Origin of the sequence: Luteolibacter arcticus, assembly GCF_025950235.1 — a bacterium.
GTDB classification, from domain to species: domain Bacteria; phylum Verrucomicrobiota; class Verrucomicrobiia; order Verrucomicrobiales; family Akkermansiaceae; genus Haloferula; species Haloferula arctica.
Genome location: NZ_JAPDDT010000005.1, coordinates 166,494 through 186,109, shown reverse-complemented (window position 1 = coordinate 186,109; position 19,616 = coordinate 166,494). Strand labels below are relative to the sequence as shown.

11 protein-coding genes are annotated in these 19,616 nt (G+C 64.6%); 6 read left to right on the top strand and 5 right to left on the bottom strand.

Annotation, left to right across the window (positions count from 1 at the left end; translation table 11 throughout):
- Positions 1-68 precede the first annotated feature (68 nt).
- Both OKA05_RS13865 and OKA05_RS13860 read left to right on the top strand, forming a co-directional pair.
- Entirely contained in the window at positions 69-569 is a 501-nt protein-coding gene (locus OKA05_RS13865; protein WP_264487755.1) for a VOC family protein, read from the top strand.
- A 52-nt stretch (positions 570-621) separates the two neighbouring features.
- The gene (locus OKA05_RS13860) at positions 622-2,055 is read left to right on the top strand and encodes a C39 family peptidase (protein WP_264487754.1); all 1,434 of its coding nucleotides are present in this window, start codon (positions 622-624) and stop codon (positions 2,053-2,055) included.
- Positions 2,056-2,157: 102 nt separating this feature from the next.
- Here OKA05_RS13860 and OKA05_RS13855 read toward each other — a convergent pair whose 3' ends face one another.
- Positions 2,158-2,727 (bottom strand): hypothetical protein, encoded by a 570-nt coding sequence (locus OKA05_RS13855; protein ID WP_264487753.1) that lies wholly within the window; start codon positions 2,725-2,727, stop codon positions 2,158-2,160.
- 311 nt (positions 2,728-3,038) lie between these two features.
- Between OKA05_RS13855 and OKA05_RS13850 the strand changes: the two genes are divergently transcribed.
- Both OKA05_RS13850 and OKA05_RS13845 read left to right on the top strand, forming a co-directional pair.
- Positions 3,039-4,868 carry a beta strand repeat-containing protein gene (locus tag OKA05_RS13850; RefSeq protein WP_264487752.1) on the top strand — a complete coding sequence of 610 codons (1,830 nt, stop codon included), beginning with the start codon at positions 3,039-3,041 and terminating at the stop codon, positions 4,866-4,868.
- Positions 4,869-4,907: 39 nt separating this feature from the next.
- Complete coding sequence (locus OKA05_RS13845; protein WP_264487751.1) at positions 4,908-7,889, top strand: beta strand repeat-containing protein; 2,982 nt, start codon at positions 4,908-4,910, stop codon at positions 7,887-7,889.
- 188 nt (positions 7,890-8,077) lie between these two features.
- Here OKA05_RS13845 and OKA05_RS13840 read toward each other — a convergent pair whose 3' ends face one another.
- On the bottom strand, positions 8,078-10,768 hold the full coding sequence (locus OKA05_RS13840; protein WP_264487750.1) for a glycosyl hydrolase family 95 catalytic domain-containing protein: 2,691 nt from the start codon (positions 10,766-10,768) through the stop codon (positions 8,078-8,080).
- 86 nt (positions 10,769-10,854) lie between these two features.
- Between OKA05_RS13840 and rlmN the strand changes: the two genes are divergently transcribed.
- Positions 10,855-11,988, top strand: coding sequence for a dual-specificity RNA methyltransferase RlmN (gene rlmN / locus OKA05_RS13835; protein ID WP_264487749.1), 1,134 nt, complete (start codon positions 10,855-10,857; stop codon positions 11,986-11,988).
- Positions 11,989-12,114: 126 nt separating this feature from the next.
- Here the strand turns inward: rlmN and OKA05_RS13830 are convergent, their stop codons facing one another.
- Entirely contained in the window at positions 12,115-13,704 is a 1,590-nt protein-coding gene (locus OKA05_RS13830; RefSeq protein WP_264487748.1) for a trypsin-like peptidase domain-containing protein, read from the bottom strand.
- Positions 13,705-13,806: 102 nt separating this feature from the next.
- Between OKA05_RS13830 and OKA05_RS13825 the strand changes: the two genes are divergently transcribed.
- Positions 13,807-15,762: a DUF455 family protein gene (locus OKA05_RS13825; RefSeq protein WP_264487747.1), complete on the top strand. Its 1,956-nt coding sequence runs from the start codon at positions 13,807-13,809 to the stop codon at positions 15,760-15,762.
- Between the two features lie 446 nt (positions 15,763-16,208).
- Here the strand turns inward: OKA05_RS13825 and OKA05_RS13820 are convergent, their stop codons facing one another.
- On the bottom strand, positions 16,209-16,781 hold the full coding sequence (locus tag OKA05_RS13820; protein WP_264487746.1) for a fasciclin domain-containing protein: 573 nt from the start codon (positions 16,779-16,781) through the stop codon (positions 16,209-16,211).
- Positions 16,782-16,998: 217 nt separating this feature from the next.
- A complete protein-coding gene (locus tag OKA05_RS13815; RefSeq protein WP_264487745.1) occupies positions 16,999-19,581 on the bottom strand; it encodes a DUF1800 family protein in 2,583 nt (860 codons plus the stop codon).
- Positions 19,582-19,616 lie beyond the last annotated feature (35 nt).

The window sequence follows — 19,616 nt, the reverse complement described above, 5'->3', positions numbered from 1 at the left end:
GTAACGACATGCTGACGCTGAGGAGACGGCATTGGCGGAGTGGCAGTCCGGGAGGCTATCTTTGACTCATGAAAGCCACCGCCACCGCTCTCGATCCACGCGTCCGCATCGGTCACGTCCACCTGAAGGTCGCCGACCTCGAGCGCTCGCTCCGCTTTTACCGCGGCGTGCTCGGTTTCGAGGTGATGCAGCGCTTCGGCGACTCGGCGGCGTTCCTGTCCGCGGGGGGGTATCACCACCACATCGGGTTGAATACTTGGGAAAGCCTCGACGGGAATCCGCCGCCGCCGGGGGCGACCGGGCTTTACCACACCGCCATCCTTTTTCCGGACCGGGCGGAGCTGGGAAAGGCGCTGCGCCGCCTGCAGGAGGCCGGCATCCCGCTGGACGGGGCCGCCGACCACGGGGTGAGCGAGGCGCTCTACCTGCGCGACCCGGATCAGAATGGCGTGGAGCTTTACCGCGACCGCCCGGAAAGCGAGTGGCCGCGCCACCCGGACGGCAGCCTGGCGATGTTCAGCCGGTCGCTGGACCTAGGAAAGCTGCTGGCCGAAGCGGCGGCCGTCTAACCGCCGAAGTTCCGGAGTTGAAATCCTCACGAAAACCGCTTGCCTCTGCGGAATGAAATCCATCCTGGCCTGCCTCCCCCTGGCACTTTCGCTGAATCTCCACGCCGCCGTCGGCGAATGGCGTGTCCTGAAGGACGGCGAGGGGGGCTCGATCAAGGCGCGCTTCGAAGGCGTCGCGGGTGACCGCTACCTGCTGCGCCGCGAGGCCGATGGAAAGCTCTTCGAGGTCTCGCCGGGGATCTTGCAGGGCGAAGACCGCACCAGCTTCGACTCGCAGGCCAAGCAGCTCGGCGAGGAAATCGAGAAGCTGGATAAGATGGCCGGCCACGACATGTTCTCGGGAACTCCCTTCGAGGTGCGCAAAGCGGACGAAATCGCCGCCGCGCTGAGCCTCAGCCAGGAGTCCAAGACCCAGCACAGCGCGAGCTGGCGGAACTACACCGGCGACAGCTACCGGCTCTTCGGCGTGCGCCCCTACTCCGTGGCGCTCTATTCCGATCAAGACGGCCATGCGACCGTGCTGTCCGCCGTTTTCTCGAACAAGGGCGACTTCAAGAGTGGCGTCGGCCAAGGGGAAGATCACTTCGAGGGCAAATCCACGGCGGACGCCGATAGCCTCGCGAAGGCGATGGAGGCGGACGAGAAAGCGGTCCTTTCCGCCATCACCGGCGTGCTCGGCGAGCCGAAGACGCAGCGCTTCGGCGACTCTCGAGCCACGCGCCGGAAGGTCAGCCGCTGGGACTGGAACGGCCACTCGCTGCTTCTTTCGAGCCAGGAGGGCGAGTATGTGTCGCTCTCGATCGTGCCGCTCGATCTCGCCGAAGCCGGCGGCAAGACCGCCAAGGTGAAGGACGGCGACATCCGCAAGCGCCTGATCGCTGACGTGGTGAAGGAGAGCAATGGCGACGTTTATCTCGGCCAGATCCCGATGGTGAACCAAGGCCCGAAGGGCTACTGCGTCCCCGCCACCTTCGAGCGGGCGATGCGTGCCGCGGGGATCGAGGCGGACATGTACCTGCTCGCCATGGTCGGCAAGAGCGGCATGGGCGGAGGTACCTCGGTGGAATTCCTTCTCGAAGAAATCCGCCAGCAGGTCCGCACCAAGGGCCGCCGGACGAAGGACGAGCGGGTCAAGGAACTACGCGTCCGCGACGTGAAGCGCTACCTCGACCAAGGCGTGCCGGTCATGTGGACCATGCGCTCGCTGGATGGCTACAACAAGATCGCCAACGCCAACACCTCGAAGCGCAAGACCATCACCGACTGGACGCAGTGGGCCAAGGAGATCGCCGTGGAAGCCGAGACCCTCGCAAAGACCGAGTCGGAGCAGGACAACCACCACATCTGCATGATCGTCGGCTACAACGAGGCGACCAACGAGCTCGCCGTGTCCGACTCGTGGGGTGCCAGCTACGAACGCCGGTGGGTGCCTGCCCCCGTCGCCAATTGGGCGAGTTCGGGCGGGTTGTTCATGATCTTGCCATGATTCACGGCGGGCTTGTTCCGGAGCCCGAGGCGTTGTCCCGATTTTGATCAGCAAGCCATGCTTCCCAGGGGGGCGGGAAGCACGGATCCATGCAAACCACGCTCAGGCGAAAACGGTGTCCAGCGATCCGGCTGGCGTCCGCGGGCGTCTCGGCGTGACCTTTTCCTCGCACCAGCGGGCGAAGCGTTTGGCGATGACCGCGGCGAGGCCTTCATTGGTGAAGCCATCGGGATCGAGGATCAGCTCGGTTTGCGGGCAGCAGCGATCGCAGTGTGAGAGCGAGACGCGGAAGACATTGCCGAGGTCGGCGGTGGCTTCGATCGCGGTCTCTCCGGAAAGCACCGCTCCGCCGAAGGCCGCGATATCCCGGGTCATGGCTTCGAAATCGCAGCGGAAGTCTTCCGTGATGCCCTGCTTTGCCGCGGCGGCGAGCACCGACTGACGCCAGAAGGGGTCACCGGCAAGTTGCCGGATTTCCTCCGCGTCGAAGGCCCGGCAGTGACCGTCGGCCAAGACGCCGGGCCGGTTCAGGTATTCGCAGACTTCGCGGCCGAGCCGGGAAATGTCGCAGCCGCAGTTGGCTCCGATCGCGAGTGAAAATCGGGGTGTGGAATGCTTGAGCCAATCGACCAAGCCAACCGCCCCCACGGTGGTAAAAGTAGTCGTTCTCATGGCGTCTCCTTCCTACTCCCTCGCGCTGCCGATTGCCACCGCTAGAGCAGCCTGTTAGTGCGCATATCCTCTTACTGGGGGAGAGGGGGCGGCTGGAGCCGGGGAGCGAGAGGAATCCCCCGGGCGAGTGATTGAAAATCGGCCGATTTCGTGTCGCGGGCGGGAAAGTGGTCCGAAACGGCCTCGAAAAGAGCCGTTGGGTTGCCAGCCGGGGGTCGGGGGTGACTCTGGTTTCAATCCCCGGACCGCCCAAGCGCTTCATCGGCTCGCCCGACAGCGCGATTCCAGGGACTTCCCAAAACCCAAAGTCCATGACCCCGACCTCAGAAAACCCGCGCCTTCTTCCCAAGCGCCTCTCCCTCCTTCTCACCGCCCTCGCAGTGTCGGGCGGTGCCGCCCCGGCCGCCAGCAACTCGTGGATCGCGGGCACCAGCGGCAACTACAGCGACGCCATCAACTGGACCGGCGGCGTGAATGTGCCGAATGGCGCGGCCGACAACGCCAGCTCCGACGGGGCCGGCTCGGTGATCCATTTCCTCTCCACCGATACCGTCACGCTCAATGCGCTGAACCTGAACCAGACCAGCGGTGCGACCGTCTTCAATCAAAGCGGCGGCTCGCTCACGCTGACTACGCTCGGCTTCGGTGGCGGCGGCGGTTCGCGGAACCCAACCTACAATCTCAGCGGCGGCACGGTTTCGATGTCCTTCTTCACGTGGGGCAATGGCAGCAACGCGCGCTTCAATGTGACCGGCGGCGGGGCGACCTACAGCGGGTCCGCCATCACCATCGGCGTGGCCGGCGGCGCGAATGGAGCGATCACGGTTTCCTCCGGCAGCTTCAGCCATACCGGCACGGGGCAGATCCAGCTTGGCACCACAAGCGGTGGCACCGGCGGCATCCTGATGACTGGCGGCACCTTCAGCACGAACTCCGCCGGGCTCCGCATCGGCACCGGGAATGGCACCGGCAACATCACGCTCTCCGGCGGGGCGATCTTCAACGCCAACGGCACCGGCACGACGAACATCTACCTCGGCAACAACGGCGGCAGCGGCAACCTCACCCTGAGCGACACCGCGCAGTTCAACAGCAGCGGGTATGTCCTGTCGGTCGGCCAGTTCGGGAACACCACGGGCAACAAGGGCACGTTGACGATGTCCGGCACCTCGACGCTCAGCGCGAATCGCATCGTGCTCGGCGGTGACAATTCGGCGAGCGCGATGATCGGGATCGTGAACCTCAACGGCGGCACGGTGTCCACCGGCTCCATCCGCCTCGGCTCCAGCACCGTGGCGGCGAGTGCGACCGCGAACGTGATCAACGCCAATGGCGGCACGTTGAAGGCCGTCAGCCACGCGACCAATTCGAACTTCCTCCAGGGAGCCTTCGTCAACTTGCAGGCCGGCGGGCTGAAACTCGACACCAATGGCAACGAGGTGACCATCACCAACGCGATGTCGGGCAGCGGCGGCCTGACCAAGCAGGGCAGCGGCACACTGACCCTCACCGGCTCTAACAGCTATGCCGGTGCCACCGCTGTCGAAAGCGGCACGCTTCATCTCGGCGCGGGTGCCGCGCTCGCCGGGGCGGTGACCATCGATGACGGAGCCACGCTCTCGGGCATCGGGACCATCGGGGGAAGCACCACGATTGCCGGGACCCATGCCGTGGGCGCGAGTCCCGGGCTGCAGACCTTTTCCTCGGGGCTCGAGTATCTCTCCACGGGCGTGGTCGCTTGGGAACTGGTCGCGAACACGACCGCCGACCGCGGCCTGGCTACCGGCTACGACGCGATCGATGTCAGCGGCGGAGCCGTCATCGTGAACTCCGGCGCGACCATCAACCTCGTCTTCAATGCCGCGGGCTCGACGGTGGATTTCAACGATGGCTTCTGGGCCAGCGATCAAAGCTGGCGGGTCATCGATGTGAGCGGATCCGCCACGGATGGCGGAGGCGACTTCTCGCTCGGCAGCGTGAGCCTCGATGCGAACGCGCTGTCCTCCGCCGGCTTCGGCAGCTTCGCGATGAGCAAGACGGACGGTGACCACTACCTCGTCTGGACCGCTGTGCCGGAGCCCGGTGCCGCCTTGATCGGCTCGCTGGGCCTGCTCGGCCTGCTGCGCCGTCGCCGCCGGTGAACCAACCCCTTTTCCCAAGAACCCTGAACCCAATCGACCATGAGACCCATCCAACCCATTCCGCTGACCCGGGCCGCTTGCCTGGCGACAGCCCTCGCCTTCACTGGCACGACGTTCGTGCACGCCGCCACCTACTCGTGGGACGGCACGACCGGTCCCTATAACGTGAACACGAACTGGAGCACGGACATCACGCCCGTGGCTGCCGACAACGCGCAGTTGACCAACGGCGGAACGATCCAGATCAGTGCCGGAGTGATTGCCCCTGCCACTGGCTTCCTCAACAACATCCCGGCCAGCAACGGCATCGTGGAAGTCTCCGGCGGCACGCTGAACTCGAACAACCTGCAGGTCACCGGCGGCACCGGCGTGTTCAATATTTCGAGCGGCACCGTCACTGTTCCCACCGATGCGCGCATCGCGGCGACCAACGGCCAAATCAACATCTCGGGAACCGCCATCGTGCATTTCCCGAAGCTCACGCTCGGCTCCGTCGCCGGAGTGACCGGTGCGACCATGACCGTCTCCGGCAGCGCCGCCGTCCAAATGGATCAGAACGGCAATGGCCGCGAGCTCTGGATCGGCGGCAATAACAACGGCAGCGGGGTACTCGTCCTGAAGGACAGCGCCTCGTGGACCTATGTCCGGAAAGACGGGACCACCGACTTCGCCATCGGCCGCGGCACGGGCTCTGGCGTGGTAACGATCCAGGACAATGCCACCCTGAGCTACACGGCGGGGATTGCCGCTGCCGCGCCGATCTGGGTGGGCGGGGCGCCGAACTTCGGTGGCGTCGTCGGGAGCAACATGGCAAATGCCTTCAACATCAACGGCGGCACTGTCACCGCATCCGGCATCCAACGCTTCGGTGCGGGCAATGGCTCGCTCAATCTCAACGGCGGCAAGATCGTTGCCGAGGGAGCGAGCGCGAACTACTTCGCCGGGTTCACCGGCACCGGTGGAAACCAATCCGTCAACCTGCTGGCCGGCGGCATGCGCTTCGATAGCAACGGCTTCGACGTCACCACCACCAGTCCGCTTTCCGGCGTCGGTGGCGTGGAAAAACTCGGCACCGGTTCGCTCATCCTGAGCGGTGCCTGCACCTACTCGGGCGACACGAAGGTCACCGCCGGGACGCTGGTGTTTAACGCCGCGTTTTTGCACGACAGCAGCAAGCTCACCATCGCCACCGATGCGTTGGTCGATCTCGCTCATGGCATCGAGGACATCGTCGATGAACTCGATCTGGGCGGCACTCCGGCCGGAGCGGGCACCTGGGGCTCATCGGCGTCCACCGCGACGAATGTGAACGACACCTTCTTCGCCGGCACCGGCGTCATTCGAGTCGGCCCGCCGCCGGTGGCCCGCAATCTCACGTGGACCGGCGGCGAGAGCGCATTCTGGGGAAATACCGCCCCGGATCTCAATTTCAAGGACGCCTCGGACGCGGACGTGGCCTTCGCGGCGAATGACAATGTCGCCTTCAATGACACTAGTACGGTAACCACCGTACTTCTCAGCGGGAATATCCAGGCCGGCACGGTGTCGTTCGCGGGCGCGCAGGACTGGCTCATCGATGGCGCAGGCTCGGGCTTTGCCGGCGGCACCGGTTTCGCCGTGAATGGCACGGGCACCGTGACCCTCGGTGGAACTTCCAGCACCTTCACCGGCCCTATCGCCGTGAACTCGGGCGTGCTGAAGTTCGGCGACAACCAGGCATTCGGCGCGACCTCTGGCATCGCCATCGCCGCGGGTGGGCAGGTGGACCTCAACGGCAAGACCCCCGGTGCCATCCATTCCTACACCCTGGCCGGCAGCGGGCCCGGAGGTGCGGGTGCGATCATCAATTCCTCCGCCACCGTCGCCGGTTTCAATTCCAGCGTGAAGCACCTCACCCTGACGGGCAATGCCACCATCGGCAGCAGTGCCGGCCGCTTCGACATCGCACCGGGCGGGGGCACCATCACCGGCAATGGCCACACGCTGACCAAGGTTGGCACCTGCGACATGGGCTTCCGCGGCGATGCCAGCGGCACCCCGATCCACTTCGTGATCAACGCCGGCACCGTGTGGGCGGAGAATACCGCGAATGCCTGGGGCGGCGCGACTGGCACGGTCACCGTGAAGAGCGGCGCGCGCGTCGGCACCTTCGGCGTCCTTTCCATCGCGACTCCGGTCACGGTGGAAAGCGGCGGCACGCTTCACAACCAAGGTGCCGGCACGGGCACCTGGACCGGAGCGCTCGCCTTCCAAGGCAATGTTAGCCTCGATGCCGGTGGCGGAGCGATGGTGCTGAGTGGTCCGATCACAGGGGCCGCGAACGTCACCAAGGTCTTCGGCAACGACATCACCCTTGCCGCTTCGGCCCTGCCCTTGAACGTCGGCTATACCGGCAACACCACCGTCAATGGCGGCCGTCTCATCGTGGAAGCGCCGTTCTTCGCCGACGACAGCGACGTGACGGTGGCGACCGATGCGCTGCTCCGTCTCAATCATGCGGCGCAGGACACCGTGGACACGCTCACGCTCGCGGGCACCCAGATGGCGGCGGGCGTGTGGGGGGCGGTCGGCTCCGGTGCACCGAACACCAGCGATCGGCTGGAGGGCACCGGCACCCTCTTCGTCATCACTGGTGGAGTCGCGAATCCCTACGTGGCTTGGGCCGCGCAGATCACCAATCCCGACGATCGCGACCGCGCTGATGACCCTGACGGCGACGGCTTTACCAACGAGAGCGAATACCTCTTTGGCACGTCACCGGTGGCCAACAATGGCGCGCTGGTTCAGGTGGCTGGCTCTGCCACGAACCTCATCGTCCGGTGGAACCAACGGACTACCGGCGCGACCTATCAGCTTCAGGAAAGCACGACGCTGACCGAGGTCCTTTGGCCGGCCAGTGGCGTCACCCCTGCAGTGGCGACTGATCAGAACGGTGTGCCAGCGGACTACACCCGCATGGAAGCCACCGTGCCCGTCGATGGCGCGAAGAAATTCGTCCGCGTCAGCGGCACCGAGAACTGAGTCCTCTCCTGGGTAACAAATTGGGTTAAACGAAGCACCGGCCGTGGGGCCGGTGCTTTCTTGTTTTTCAGAGAAGTCCCGCTTCAAGGGCGTGTTGTCCCGGCTTCAGCCGGACTCTGGCTATGCGAGGCTCTTTGGACGATTCAGTCCGGCTGAAGCCGGGACTACTTTCAACTTGAATCGAACCATCAGGGTAATGCCACCCGATAGCTCTCGCCCTTCGTGGTGGGGAGGCGGAACACGCCGTCCTTCGCGGCGAGTTCAACCGCCTTGCCATCGCCACGGGTGAGCGTGACCTTCGCGGGATTGCCGGACAGGCGCAGCACCAGTTCCTTTCCTAACAGGGACTTCAGCGTCGCTTCGGAGAGCTTGCCCTCCTTCCACGCGGCATCCACCTCGAAGCCCCCGCGCGCGCTCAGGCCTTTGACAGAACCGGTCGGCCAGCCCTTCGGCAAGGTCGGCAGGATCGCCACTTCACCGGCGTGCGATTGCACGAGCATCTCGCAGATGCCGGCGGTGATGCCGAGGTTGCCGTCGATCTGGAATGGCGGGTGGGTGGTATAAAGATTATCGAGCGTGTTGTGGGTGAGCAGGCCGCGGATCATCGCCTGCGCCTTGTCGCCTTCACCGAGGCGCGCCCACAGTGCGGTGCGCCAAGCCCAGGTCCACGAGCGCCGCGAGTCACCGGAGGTGCCACGGGTTTCGAGCGACAGCGCGGCGGCTTTCGCGAGGTCCGGGGTGCGGCTCACGTTGATCTGGTTGCCGGGATAGACGGCGTAAAGGTGGGAGGTGTGGCGATGGCCGCTCTTTTCCAGGTCCGGTCGCTCGGTCGTCCACTCCATCAGCTGGCCCCACGAGCCGATCTGCGGGCCTAACAGCTTCTCGCGGGCTGCGCTGATCTTCTTGGTCAGGGCGTCGTCGATCTTGAGTTCCTTCGCCGCATCGAGCGTGAAGGTGAAGAGATCCCACACGATCTGTTGGTCGTGGGCGACGCCATCCTCGCGCGGACCGTGCTCGGGCGACCAACCCTTCGGAACGACCAGCTTGCCGTCCTTTTCCACGAGGTGATCGAGCCAGAACTCCGAGACGTCCGTGAAGATCGGCCAGGCCTTCTCCTTGAGGAACTTCGCGTCACCGGTGAAAGCGTAGTAATCCCAGAAATGCCGCGCGAGCCACGCGGACGAGGGCAGATTCCACTCCCAGCCATTGCCGCCGGAAGCGTTCACCGAGGTGCGCATGGTCCAGCCGGGCGTCTTCTCGCCGAAGGCCTTCACCGTGGCAGCGCGGCTGCCGGGGATGCTGGCGATCACCCAGTCGTGCAGCGGCTTCGCGCACTCGGCGAGGTTCGCCGGCTCGGCCTGCCAGTAGTTCATCTGGATGTTGATGTTGGTATGGTAGTCGGCATACCAGGCCGGCTTATTGCTGTCGTTCCACAGGCCTTGGAGGTTGGCCGGCAGCGAATGGCGCGAGGAGGACAGCAGCAGGTAGCGGCCGTAGTGGAACATCAGCGCTTCGAGCGCCGGGTCCTCGCTGCCCTTCTTGTAGGCCTCCAGACGGACCTTGATGTCGCCTGCCTTGGCCTCGCCGAGGTCGAGCGTCACGCGGCCCATGAGCTTCTGGAACTCGGCCACGTGACGAGTACGAAGGTCATCGTACTTGCGGGCAAGCGCGACCTTCGCCTTGCCGGCAGCGGCTTCCACCGGATCCGCACCGGAGCGGAACTTCTTGGCCGGGTCCATGGCGTAGTCGGTGCCGGCGGAGAGGATCAAGGTGAGCGCGCCGGTGTCGCGGAAGGTGAGCGCATTCTCCTTTGCCGCCAAGGTGCCGCCCTCGCTGGTGGCTGCAACCCGTGCGGCATAGCGGAGCTTGTTAGAGAGTTCGCCGGTGAAGGCGAGCGCGCTGGCATTCGCGCTGGTGGTTTCGCCATGGGCACCGGCGAGCCGGAGCTTGCCGGCCAGCTTTCCGGTCGAGCGGAAGTTCACCACGATCACATCGTCCGCGTGGCTGGCGAAGGTCTCGCGGGTGATGGTGGCGTCGCCGGCCTTCCAAGTCACGGTGTGGACGCCGGTCGCCAGGTCGAGCGTCCGCGAGTAGTTCTCCGGCGCGCCGGGCGGCTTGCCGAGCGTGATTTCGGCGAGCTGGAAATGGCTGACGCCGGGATTCGGCGGGAAGGTCAGGCGATAGTGCTTGAGCGGCGCTCGCTTGCCGCCGAGCGGGAGGGTGAAGTTCTTCGTTTCACCACGACCGGCGAAGGGCTTCTGGTCCTTCATCTCGTGCAGCACGTTCCACGTCTTGCCATCGAGCGAACCTTCCAGCCGCCACTGCTGCGGATCGCGTTCCGGCACGTCGCCTCCGGAGGTGAAGGCGTAGGTGTGAATGATCTCCGCCTCGGGCAACTCGATCTGCCAGACCACGTCCTTGCCCTTGGGCTCAATGCACCACTTGGTGGCCGCGTTGCCATCGGCCGCGGCCGCCGGGCCTTCGTTGGCGTTGTAGGGGACCTGACCGCTGGCACAGGTCCCGGGGGGATGAGCCGAGGCCGCACCATCGAGTTCGATGAACAGGTCGCCGAAATTCTGGTAGCAGCCGAATTCGTTGACGTCGTAGCCGCCGGAGTGATTGTCGCCGCCTGTCCAAAGCGTGATGTCGTTGAACTGGATGCGCTCGCGGGAAGGGTTGCCGAAGATCATCGCGCCGATGCGGCCGTTGCCGACCGGTTGGGCACCGCCCTCCCAGTTGGAAGAGGTCGCGGAATTCGCGTCGCCAAACGAGGCTCCGCCGCCACCGGACTGGGTCGCGCCGGGTGGCCGGTCGTAGCGGATTTCCAGCGGGCCAGCGGCTGCGGTGGCGATCAGGGCGAGTGAAAGGGTGGATTTCATGGGCTCGAGTGCGGCTCCGATCTACGGCACGAGATCACGGATTTTCGAGGAAAAGCGGCTCATGATTCCAACGAAAGCATGACTCCATGGATAAATCTGGCTTGATGCCACCCCTCGGCGAGGGGATGGAGGGGGCGTCCATGACCACGCCGACGCCACGATCCCTTCACGATTTCTCGTTTCACGAGATCGAGGGGGTGCTGCGCGCATCCGGCCTGAGCGCGCACCATGCAAAGGCGCTGTGGCGCGCGGTGCTGCGGGAGAATGAGCTCGATCTCGCGTCTCGCGACTTCTCCCCGCCGCTGAAGGAATGGGTGGAAAGCCATGTCGGCGAGGGCAAGGCGTTCTTCCTGGATGCGCCCGAAGTCGTGGATGAAACGCACAGCTCCGACGGGCTGACCCGGAAATTCCTGCTCAGGCATCGCGACGGCCAGACGACCGAGACGGTGCTGATGGGCTATGACGGTCGCTTCACCGCCTGCGTCAGCAGTCAGGCCGGTTGCGCGATGGGCTGCGTCTTCTGCGCCACCGGCCAGATGGGATTTGTCCGCCACCTCCGCCCGGGAGAAATCGTGGCGCAGGTGCTGCACGCGCGCCGTGTGCTGGCTGCGACCCAGCCGGACAAACGGATCCGGAATCTGGTGCTGATGGGCATGGGCGAGCCGCTGCACAACTACGACTCGGTCATCCAGGCGCTCGGCATCCTTTCCAATGTCCGCGGGACCAGCATCGGCCCGTCTCGAATCTCGATTAGTACGGTGGGCGTCGTACCTGGCATCCTGCGTCTCGCCGAGGAAGGGCAGCCATACCGGCTCGCAGTCAGTCTTCACGGATCGACCGAGGAGGAGCGCTCGGCGCTGGTGCCCGCGAGCAAGAAGTGGTCGCTGGCCGAACTCATCGCCACCTGTCGCAAGTATGGCGAGGTCACCGGCAAGCGGATCTTCTTCGAATGGACGCTCATCGCCGGAAAGAATGATTCGCCGGATACGGCGCACCGCTTGGCCGAACTTTTGAAGGGCATGGAAGCCCACGTGAACCTGATCCCGCTCAATCCGACCACCGGCTTCGACGGCACGGCGGCGGCAGTGGAGTCGGGCCGTGAATTCCAGCGAATCTTGTTAGATGCAGGTTTCCCCTGCACCTTCCGCCAGCGCCGCGGGATCGATGTCGCCGCGGGTTGCGGGCAGCTCAAGGCGGCGAAGGTGAGGGCAGCACGCTGACGGCTCGCTTAAAGCGTACGTGGTCCCGGCTTCAGCCAGACTGAACGAGGAAAACGGCTCGCACGTCCCGCGAGTCCGGCTGAAGCCGGGACTACTTACACTTGGAGTGCGGCTACTGGGATTTGGTCACCGGCCGAGGGCGTTGGCGGCGGCGGTGAGCAGCTTGGTGGCTTCGTTCCGCCACTTCAGCGACAGCTCGGCCTCCTTGCGGTTGACGTAGGAAAAATGCTCGGGAGTGAAGTTCGACGTGTCGTTGCCGACGAGGTTCAGGACGTCCTGATAGAAGCCGGCGAAGCGCTTCTTCAGGTCGCGCTCGGAGGAGCGAAGCTGCTTCTCGGCGAGCTGCTTGTTCATCTGGATCAGGCGCTGCACGGGGGCGACGTCCTTGTGCTCCGCGAAGATCGACATGACCGTCGGTCCCTTGCCACCGGCGACTTGCATGTCGAGCCGCAGGCCGTTCTGGCCGGGCTCGAGCGCGGCCATCGCGAAGACGAGGCGGGTCCGGGAATCGAAGGTGGAGATCCGTTGGTTCTCGGTCCGCAGGCTGTCCAAGGAGGCGGCCCGCCACGGGACCTCGCGGTCGATCCGCGAGGCGAAGCGGCGGACTTGCGAAAAATCGGTGCCTGCCGACCAGACGTCCTCACGGGGCGCCTCGGCACGACAAACCACGCCGACGACTTCGCCGGTTTCCTGGATCATCACCGGGCCGCCGCTGTTGCCTCCGATGACCGAGGCCGACACCTCGACTTCCTTCGGGCCGAGCGCGACGACCTTGCCGTTGAGAAGGGTGAGCACATCCGACCCCCCGCTATTCCCCACCGCGACGATCTCCTGACCGGTGGTGACGGTGCCCGGCTTCACCACGCTGAGGGCGAGTCCTTCCTTCACGCTGACCTCGATGCGCGCCAGATCGCAGTCCGTGGCGACCTCGCACTTTCCGAATTCCGTCAAGGTCGCGCCATCGGCATTCTTGACAGTGAGGCCCTTGCCCTGCGTGAGCACGTGGGCGGCCGTGTAGAGCCAGGTGGTGCCATCGCGGGTGGCGATGAAAGCGCTGCCTTTGGTTTTCTCACTTCCGATGAAAAGCACGCCGGGCAACTTCGAGCGGACGACGGCGTGCTTGTCCGTCTTGCCTCCGCCCTTGGGAAGAGCGGCCGGGGCCGGCGCAGCATCGGCGGCCGCTAAAGCAGGCGGCGCTTCGGGCGGGCGCACGCCGAGGCGGAAGCGCTGCACCCACGCGGCCGGAGCACTTTTTTCGTCGAGGGTGGAGGCACCCGCTTCATGGCCGAAGGAAACTCCGGCATCGTCCACCTTGCGAATGACCACCTGGCGATAGACCTTGCCGCTGGGCGATGCGATTCGCTCGTGCTTTTCACCGATGGCGCGGTGGCGGACCTTCGCGGTCACCTCGTCCTGCAGTTTTTCGTTTGCCTTGCGAAGCTCCTCGGCCTCGTCTTTCAGCGTCTCGTTCTCTTCGCGGGCCTTTTCGAGCTCCTTGAGCGTGGCGTCGGCTTTCTCGCCCGCCTTCTTGCCGGCCTCGACTTCCGTCTTGAGCTTGCCGAGCTGGCTCTTGAGTTCCTCGACCTCGGTTTCCTTGTCGGAAAGCTCCTGCCGCGCGCGTTCCGCGGCCGCCTTGGAGCCGTCGTTGCAGGACACCATGGCGGTGCTGGCGATGACTGGAGCGGCAAGCCAGAGGAGGGGGCGAGGTGATATCATTTATCCCAAGAAAGCAAAGGGCAGGCGATGTCCGCAAGCTTGCAATGGAGTCGCGATCGATTCGGGCTTTGCGCCGCACCGCGATGAGGCATCGTCTCCGCCGTGCAGATCAGGGAAGCCGCCGAACGCGTGCTCTTCGCGCAGACGCTCGAAGAGAAGCTCGCGCTTGCTCCGAAGCATGCGAGCGATGAGGCGCCCGGAGTGGCCATCGCGACGCCGGAGGCGCCGGGCCGACCGCCGGAGCTACGCATCCATGCGAAGGGCGTGCGGGTCGAGTTCCCCGGCATCCATCGCCTCGATGATGATCGCGAGCGCGGCGTGATGCTGCACTTCCTGGCGAATCACGAGTTGCTGGCCGCAGAGCTGATGGCGCTGGTGCTGCTGAAATTCCCGGATGCGCCCAAGGAATACCGCGCCGGAGTGTACGAGGCGATGCGCGAGGAGCAAATGCACGCGCTGATGTACGTGCGCCGCATGAAGGAGTGCGGCATCGCCTTCGGCGAGCTGCCGGTGAACGACTACTTCTGGCGGATCGTCGCGCCGATGGAGACGCCGATGGATTTCGTCACGCGGCTGAACCTGACCTTCGAGCAGGCGAACCTCGATTTCTCGAAGCACTACGGCGGGCTCTTCCGCCAGGCCGGGGATACGGCAACCGCGGCGGTGCTGGAGAAAATCTATCAGGATGAGATCGGCCACGTGGGCCATGGCGTGAAGTGGTTCCGCAAGTGGAAGGAGCGCGGCAGCACGGATTGGGAAGCGTTCCGGAAGTCGCTGGTTTTCCCGCTGACCGCAGCGCGCGCGAAGGGCGTGGCACCCTTCAATGCGGAGGGCCGTCAACTGGCGGGCTTGGACGATGACTTCATCCGCCACCTTGAAGTCTGCGAGCAATCGCGCGGCCGGACGCCGGTGGTGCATTGGTTCAATCCGAATGCCGAAGGTTATGCGATGCCCGGCCGCTATCAGCCGGACAAGACGGCCGTGGCGCTTGAAGAGGACCTGGAAATGCTGATCGCCGGCTGGTGTCGCAAGGATGACGTGGCGGTGCTGAGAAAGCCGCCGTCGCGCGAGCATCTGGCGTCCTTGAAGAAAGCGGGTTTCGAGCTGCCGGAGATCGCGACCGTGGAAGAATTGCGCGGGCGGAAGCTCGGCGGGCTGCGGCCATGGGCATGGTCGCCCGAGGCGAGCAAACTCTTCGAGGATCTGGCAGGCGACGTTTCACCGAATGTGTCATGGCAGTGGCGTGAGTCGGTGGCCCGGGAGTGGCTGTCGAAAGAGATCGGCCTCCGGCTGGAACAAGTACTAGGTTTATCCGAGACATCGATACTCCATCGCAATGTGGACGACGCGTGGACGGCGATCGACGCGCGGCTTGATGACTCCGAGATGCTTGCGAAGGCCCTCTTCTCCCGTGCCGGCCAAGGTCACAAGCGGATCAATCGCGACAGCCCCGCGGAGGCGACACGCAACTGGCTGCGCAACACCATCGCGACCCACGGCGGCGTGGTCATCGAACCGTGGCTCGAGCGCGTGACCGATTTCTCCGCGCTCTACGAAATGGATGCCAGCGGCCAAGCCGATCTCATCGGCCTGACCGTGATCGAGAACGACGCCGCGGGCCGCTACACCGGTACCCGCGTCGGCCCGAAGTGGGCGAACCTGCTCGATCCCGGGGTGGCCGCGTTCCTTTATCGCGAGGCCCATGTGATGCGGTGGTATCAGGAGAAGATCCCCGCCGCGCTTTCGAAGGTCGTGCCCGGCTATGTCGGGCCGCTCGGTGTGGATGCGATGGTCCATCGCTTGCCGGATGGGTCGCTGGCATTGAAGCACGTCATCGAACTCAACGTGCGGATGACAATGGGCCGGGTCGCGCTGGAGCTGCTGAAGAAGTCCGCGTCGAATCTGAAGGGGAGGCTGACGATCCTGCGGAAGGAGAAGTCTGGGCCCGAATTTACCGCGGCGGGATCTCTAGCAGGCGGCCAGGTGCTTTTGAATGATCCACAACAGGCACAACGGTTTCTGGCGGTGTGGGAAACCGCTGGAAGTACCATCGAATAAACTCCAGTGATGTGCGTCAGTTATCCGAATGAAGCGTCTGTTCCTCCAGATTCTGCTGCCCTTCGCCGTGGCGTTGCCGTCCGGACTCGTTCTGGGCGGAATGTCAGGTGAGGAGGAAACGGCTCCTCGTCTTCCGACCAAAGGGGCAGAGCCCGCATCGACCTCGGCCTCGCGAGCCGCTGCTTGAGGGCGAGGAGGAAGCTGTCCGGTGGCTGTCGGATGAACTTGCGGATGCCAGCGCAAGCGGATCCTCGGGGGGCTCTCTGGCTATGATGCCCCTTCTCCCGAGGCTTTCGCTACGATCCTGAACGGGCTGCCGAGCGAAGGGGACGCGACCGCATTTCGCGAGGCGATGAAGCGTTGGTTCCCGGACGGTGGTCCCTGAAACGATCATGGCCCCCGCAGTGAAACCGCGGAGGCCATTGGATCAGTTGGACGGAGAAATTTTATTCTTCATCCAGTCCCGCGAAGCCGTCGAGCGACTCGGGAACCATCACCTTGTCGATGGAGTGAATGACGCCGTTGGTGGCGACCACGTCGGCCTTGAAGATCTTCGAGTCTTCGACCTCCTTGGTTTCCGACTTCACGTCGACCTCCACCTTCTCGCCGTTCATGGTCTTGAGCTCGCCGTTCTTCAGATCGGCAAGCGCGAAGCTGCCGGGGATTACGTGGTAAAGAAGCAGCGAGCGGAGCTTCTCCTTGTTTTCGGGTAGCAGCAGCTTGTCCAGTGCGCCCTCAGGCAGCTTGGCGAATGCCTCGTCGGTGGGGGCAAACACCGTGTAGGTGCCCTTGGTGCCGAGCGTGACGTCGAGCTCGGTCACTTGCAGCGCCTTGGTGAGGATCGAGAAGGTAGCCCCATCTCGGAGTGAGGCGGCGATGGATCCCGGTTCAGGAGTTGCCGCCGCTTTTTCAGTAGCGGCGGGCTTCTTTTCTTCCTTTTTCGCCTCCTGCGCGAACGTCACCGGAGTCAGTGCGGCCAGGGCGAGAAGGAGGGCGATTGGTTTGAGCTTGGTCTTCATGGTATGATCGATTTTTGCCCATCAATTCTTGGTGGGCAGCGTTGGCCGCCTTTCGCAGACGACATGCCACGGCCTCGGGGCGTCCGCGGGATGGCTGCGTAACTCACTGTAGAATAGCGACCGTACAAATATCCGGGGGCATCTCCGGCGCTCCCGGAATCCGCCGCGGTCATGCATGGTGCATCCCTACCGGGGGCCTATTGCTCGTTCTCACCCTCTAGTGCTGCACCGAGAACTCGGGGCTGCAGACTATCAGGTAAATCGCCAGCTTCAGCCGGTTCTCATGCCAATCCCAGCCACCGGGACCGATGCGTGCGAGAGCCTCGCGGATGATCTGGAAACTCTGCGGCGTGAGGGTGCCGCCGGTGAGCACGAGGTCGAGGCGGCGGAGGAGAGGATCGGGGTCGAGCGGCTGGACGTCGGTCTGCCCGTCCTCATCGACCTCGAGCGATGGGATATTCAGGAGCATCTCTTGCTCGAGGCTGAGTTTGACCTGCCGTTCCGCACGGGCGGTTTCGCCGACTTGGCCGTTGACCGCGTTCCAGAAGTAGTTCGGTGCGGTGACGCCAGACGAGGCGTTGATGATCTGCATCTCGGGAGCCACCAATCCATTCTGCGAGAGGACGCCCGGTGGCGTGTAGGTCGGCAGGTAGAAGTTGAAGACGCTCGGGGAATTCAGCGGCTCCTCGACGTGAGCCGCATTGAAGCCCGACAGGTAGTACCAGCCCTCTGCGGAGGTGGCATTGAAAGCGCGGGCGAAATTGACGACCTTCAGGAACGGCTCGCGCATCTTGCCGAAGGTCGGATCGCTCATCTTGGCGGGATCGCGTGCTTCGGGGTCCATCAGGATGGCCTTCACCGTGCGGCCCATGTCGCCGCGTGGCTCGGCATTGAAGGCAGCCGTCACGCGGCCGATGTACTCGGGCGAGGGATTCGACGTGACCAGCCGCTGGATCAGCAGGCGGCCGATGAAGGGGCCGACATTCGGGTGATTGAAGAGGCAGTCGATCGCGGCATCCACGTCGGCCATGGTGGCGGTGCCGGTGCTGCCCGGGCTGGGCTCGCGTTCCGGGGTTGTCGCACCTAACAGAAGGTTCTTCGGCCCGAGGTCATGCTCGCTGTCCCAGCCCTTCATCGGGACGGTGAAGTCACCGTCGTAAGCACCGAAGTTGGCGGGATTACCGTTGGTGAGCTGGCCGTAGGAGAGACCAGTGAAGACCTTGGCGAACTCGGTGATGTCGTCGTTGTCGTAGGTCGGGATCGGCCGGTCCTGGCCATCGAGGATGCGGGTGCCATCGGGGTTCAGCATCCACAGGCCGATGCTGAAAAGCTGCATGATCTCCCGGGCGAAATTCTCGTCGGGGAAGGTCTTGGCCGTGGGGTTGGATTTCCGGTTCGCGAGATGGCTGAGGTACTGCCCCATGCAGGGGTGGAGGGCCACGTCCTTGAGCAGCGTCCTGAAGTTGCCGAAGCTGCCTTCCAAGAGCTTGTCGTAATAGTGGGTCATCGCCGCCGGCTCGGTGGCCAGCCGTTCCATGCGATCGCCAATGACCATGATCTGGCTGAGCGCAAAGGCCACGCGCTGGCGCAGGGGGTCGGGGAGTTGTTCCTCCTCCTCAGTGGCATCCGGCCGCAGCTTCGGCAGGCCCATTGCGCGGCCCCACCAAGCGTTCATCTTGCGGTTGTTCCAGATCTCCGCGTTGTTAGGTCCGCTGGAGGGTTGCTCGTTTTGCCATTGGGCCATCGGCAGCAGGTAGCCGATCGGGCGCGTCATCTGGTCGTCGATCCACGCCTCGATGCCCATCGCCATGACTTCCTCGACGTTCTCCGGGATCTGATCCGGATCGTCGGCCAAGTCCTGATCGGGTCCGAAGGCGGCTTGGATGAGGAAGCGGGCGGCCTCTTTTGCCGAGGGACCGCTTTCATCGAGAATGGTGGCGCTGGCCGAGTTCGCGGTGCCCACGTCGTAGCCCGTCCCGGTCTCGAGGGTGAGCGTCACGGTTTCCGCCGGTTCGGTCGGTTCCTCGGGTTGGTTGTCGTCGAGCGGAGAAATCGTGACGAAGACCTCGCGCTGGCCGGGGGCGAAATAGGCCACCGTGCCGGAGATCGACGCCGTGTAGTCGGACGCGATGGCCGTGCCGCCGAGGGTGAAATTCACCTCCAAGGGGCGCAGACCGCCGCTGCGTCGGAGCACGAGCACTGCGGGATCCGGCCAGCGCTCCGAGCAGGTGTCATCGTAAGTGGACACCGTGACGGTGCTCGCCGCCGACAGACCCGCGGCGACCCGCTGCGCGTCGAGCTGCGCGTAGCGGCCGGTGCGGTTGGAACTCGGATTGAACCCTACCGTCAGCTCTTCCCAATCGCTGACGCCATCCGCATCCGAATCGGCGTCGGAGGCCTGGAGCTTGAAGAATTCCCGGCCGGCGGGGGGGGCCAGCGGCCAAGTGAGCGGTCCGCCGGTCCCGGCGATGTCCGTTTCCAGCGGCGACCACGAAACGAGGTCGGGCGCGGTGTGGATCGTGTAGCGCTTGCCGGCGAGGCTTTGCCACTGCAGCACCGGCAGGCCGCCGGGGGTGGTGATTTCCAGCCGGGGAAACGAGGTGCCGTCGAAGGGATTGGTGCCGGCGGTGCTTTCGAGGGCATTGGTCCAGCCGTCGCCGTCGGAATCGTCCGTCCCCAGTTCGCTGGAAACGCCGAAAACCATCTCCCACACGTCGCTCTGGGCATTGCCATTGCCGTCGAGGGCGTGTGCGGCCGAGGCCAGCGACGCCACGGCAAGGAGACCAGACCAGCGTTTCATGATGAGGCGGATGATGCCCATTCCGGCGCAGGGAA